A 4,076-nucleotide genomic window follows, 5' to 3' on the forward strand; every position below is an offset into this window, starting at 1 on the left:
CGGGTCATCCGCGCCGGGGTTTGGGCAGGTCAGAAGGCAGATTGAGCAGATGGTTAGTCTCGCTACTGAGGTTTGAAAGCCATGACGTTCCTTCCGCCAAATGGAAATCATTTTCAATCAACAGGGGTAGTCCGAGTTTGAACTTCTTACGGTTCAACTCGAAACCCACCGGCGTACAGAGATCAATGGGGTTTGAAGCACGTTTGATGTCTTGACATCGCCTGCTACCAGTACATTGCGATGACTTCTACCTCAACGAGGTGACGGTCGGCTTCGCGCTCCGGTGTCTGACTGTCGCTACTGGCATCCGCTGAATCCGGGGTCTGGGCAGCCGCTCTGATTCTCGCCTCGTGCCGGAGATCGGCATCGCGCTCAGGCTCCGTATTACTGAAGCCGAACCGTGCTAGCTGGTCGTTGACATCTCGGAAGGCCTGTCGCTCGCTGTCCGCCCTGCCGCCATGGACCCGATTGACTGTTATGCTGGCGTCCAGCTGACGCTTCTCCTGCTCGGATAGCTGGCGACCCCCATCGGCCACAATAAGGCTGGCATAGATATCAAGAACCCGCCCGAAAGCATTATCTTGATCAGCCGGGAGCTCCTCACCTTCGTCGAAGGTGATATTCTGGAACGCCGCGATGGCGTCTTCTCCGCCTGGGATGGTGTTTCTGAAAAGGTCCAGTTGCTTAACAGGGGTCCAAGAGTCTTGCAGGCCGTCGATGCTGACGCGCCCCAGCACTGTGACCCTTGCGTCGGAGAATAGTACGCGTCGCATATCTTTCCAGAAACGATCGCGTTCCAGAACTCCAACTAACTCGATTTCGGTTGTCGGTAGATTCAGCTGTTCGGCAATGCTTGCCTCAACAAGGTACTGCTCATCGTCCGACTCGTAGAGTCGGACGTTTGTGACCACGGAGCGGATGGGTACTAGGCCAGCCATGAAGCGATCGAGGAGCTTACCCATGGACTTCATCTGACCTGGTATAAGGCCTGCGGCAGGGGTCCCGAATACGTCAGCGTGCTCTTCGCTCATGCTCGCAATCTCACTAATGATTGAGCTCATTCTGAACACAGGATCGGCGCGTAGCTTTACCTCGAGCTCGAGGAGCGTGCCGCGCACAACCGACGGGACCTTTGCGCATGAGCCGCGTTGTCGAAGCAGTTTGTCTTTAGAATCGATGAAGTCGGGGCTGTCTACAGGGAACAGTAACTCAGCGTCTTTCACCCTCTGATGGAGCCGGCGAAACTGTGACTGGATGTTCGCCTTTCGCGTTGCTTGCACGGATTGACTACTCTTGGTCTGGAAAGTAGATTTGGCACTGAAGCTGGTATCTTTCGCTCCCAAGCTACTCCCGACTTCTGAACCAGCCGACTCTTCGAGTGTGCTGCCCTCTTCAATTTGCTCGGTCAGTTCTCCTTCGCGTGACACAAGAAGACTGATCACACTGATGTCATCTAGGTAAACGAACTCTCGGAACTGCGATCGCCTGACCTCGCGGGCCTTCTTTCGAGTCACCCACGCCCACAGCCTGACCCACCATCGCTGCTTGTTCGCCATGTCTACACCTTCTCCGATGAGGCCGAACGCTCGTTAAGGCGCTCAAAGGCGGCCATGAGATCTTCGGTTCTTAGTGAATCGCGAGCATCTGTAGCCGCAATTAGTGCGGCTTCAGTCCAGAGTAGGGTAAGGCGAGCTGCAGACCACCCCTCGGTTTGCGACGCAAGCTGAGCAAGCGGCATGGCGTCGGGTTCCTTGACATTGAGGTGTTTCATCGACACTCGGAGAATCTCCAGTCGATCAGTAACACTGGGCGTGGGAAATTCGATCCGCCAATCAAAGCGCCCCGGACGGCGTAATGCGCGGTCAACATCGTCGGGCCTGTTGGTCGCCGCGATCACGATAATGTTGGAGTTCTTAGTTTGGAATCCATCCATCAGTGTTAACAACTGGGCGACCACGCGTTTAGATGCCTCATGTGTGTCTCCACTACGCTCCTCCGCCAAGCTGTCGATTTCGTCGAAGAATATGATAGCTCTTTCTTTGCTAGCCGCTTCCTCAAAGAGAGCCCGAAGGTTGCCTTCACTATCGCCGACCCACTTGCTAATTATTTCGGGCCCGCTCACCGAGTAGAATGATGCGTCTGACTGATTAGCGATAATCCTGGCAAGGTGTGTCTTACCAGTCCCTGGTGGTCCAGTAAAAAGTACACCCTTGATGGGCCGCGCACCGATAGATTTGAGTTCACGCTCTCGCTCCAGTGGTATTTCAATTAGTTCGCGTGCGCGTGCAACGACATCAGGATATCCGCCAAAGTCGTCGAAAGTCAGATCGTCTTCGCCATCCTCCCATAGGTACTGAACTGGATTTACATCGTCAGATCCAACACGTTGCGGAAGGAGTGGCTTATCGGAAAGAACTCGATGTACGCCCACTTCGCCAAACTCAACGGTCTGACCTAGCTTGGTGGTCCCAGGCTCGCGATTAGGAATTAATTGTGGCGTGAAGCTATCATCTACCAGAACGCCCGCCTCCAAAATGTGCCGGACAACGCCGATCTTCGTTGGTTCCGGCCACTTAGTTAGGTCCGATTTTCGATACTGGCTGGCTTCCTCATTGATCAAGATTACGTCGCCCGTAGCTAAGTCAACAGGTTGCGAGTTGGTGAAGTTTCCCACCTTGCCGTTAGGAAGTCTGAAGTCGACTCTGAGCCCGTCGATCGATACGGCAGTAACCAGCGCTGGGGCTCCAATAAATATGTCGTCAACCTCGACAATTTCAGTCATACATCTATATTATCATTTTCGAGTGTTCTGGTCTTCTGTGAGAAGCGGCGCGAAAGGGATTTATCTAGGAGCTTGTTTTAGCCACTACTCATTTTCGCCTCATATGGCAACTTTCGTGGACTAGGGGAGGGCGACTCTCTTGAGCTCCAGATGATAGGCTGAGCGGCCGAGGCTAACCTGTTTAAGTGTAATCCGCTACTTGCCGAGTTTGGCAATATCTGCCATCGCTGCCAAGAGCACTTGATGAGCGACTTTAGCTGTCTCTATACGAGGCATGAAGTTCTCTTGGATTTGTTGCCTAGGATGAATGTAGTTTCGGAAGTCACGAACTGAGTGCGAGAACTTGACGACGTCCTGTCCAAGAATGCCTAGTTCGCGCGACACACTGATCAGGTCGGATAACGACCAGTCGCGAAATGGTCGGACCTTGTTGGTTTTGCTGTCTTTCCGCGCGCTGGTTGCCTGATTGAAATCAGCCGGGCGTTTGTCGGCGATCTCATGAAGAAGCCCTTCAAGGGTGCTTCCGCAGAGGAAGATCACCGCGAGCGGGGCGTTGGCATCGAGGCAGCGATCGATCTCCTCCAGCCGTTGCTTGGTGACTTCCGCGAAGCTAACCGCTACCGCAAGCGTTGCTAGATCGACTTTTGCAATGTCCTTTTCGAGAAACTGCAGGTCAGCCGCGCTCGCCCGGTCGCATCCGGCTCCACTTCCGCCGGCAAGGGATTGCATAGATTCTCGGCACTTTGCCACCAACTCTTCTTCACTTGAGGTTAGGGGTTTATTCGCGAGCAATCGCTTTGTCTCCAGGTGGTCGAGCAGGTCGATGTTGAGCTTAGCGACTACGTGGTTATCTTCTTGCTGCCAGATGGCTCGTAATCGATTCGCTTTTGACCCTGCGTCTATCGTGCGGTTGTCAACGTCGGACCCGACGCTTTCATCGACAAACTCACTGAAGGATCTATTGCTAAAGTCCAGAACGTACCCGGTTTGCATCCCAAAGAGATGTTCGAGAATTGGTTTAATTTTCGGGTCTATATCCGCCATTCACGCTTCCTATTCAATCTACAATGATTGGGAGTGGTTATTGTCTCCGCTATGTCTCATTATAAGGCGTGAGGGGGTGCTTATGAAGAAATCGAAAAAGAGTCGTCGTCACCGGAAGTATCAGGGCAGGGTGACGGTCAGCGCGGTGCGCCGAGAGCATCCGGAGTCCACACGCAGCATCGCCAAGGCGCTCATCAGCATGGCGGGGGACCTCGTCAAGCAAGAGGCGTTCGTTCGGGAGATGCTTGAG

At 53.7% G+C, this 4,076-nt stretch carries 3 protein-coding genes; all 3 read right to left on the bottom strand.

The window, feature by feature from the left end; genetic code table 11:
- Positions 1-224 precede the first annotated feature (224 nt).
- The 3 genes from AS181_RS24300 to AS181_RS24305 all read right to left on the bottom strand — a co-directional run bounded on the left by AS181_RS24300 (position 225) and on the right by AS181_RS24305 (position 3,826).
- Entirely contained in the window at positions 225-1,556 is a 1,332-nt protein-coding gene (locus AS181_RS24300) for a DUF6414 family protein (RefSeq protein ID WP_139114281.1), read from the bottom strand.
- Positions 1,557-1,558: 2 nt separating this feature from the next.
- On the bottom strand, positions 1,559-2,782 hold the full coding sequence (locus AS181_RS24830) for an ATP-binding protein (RefSeq protein WP_082653035.1): 1,224 nt from the start codon (positions 2,780-2,782) through the stop codon (positions 1,559-1,561).
- A gap of 195 nt (positions 2,783-2,977) precedes the next feature.
- Positions 2,978-3,826 (bottom strand): hypothetical protein, encoded by an 849-nt coding sequence (locus AS181_RS24305; RefSeq protein ID WP_058253942.1) that lies wholly within the window; start codon positions 3,824-3,826, stop codon positions 2,978-2,980.
- Between the last annotated feature and the right edge of the window lie 250 nt (positions 3,827-4,076).

The organism is Gordonia sp. SGD-V-85, from assembly GCF_001456905.1.
GTDB classification, from domain to species: Bacteria; Actinomycetota; Actinomycetes; order Mycobacteriales; family Mycobacteriaceae; genus Gordonia; species Gordonia hongkongensis.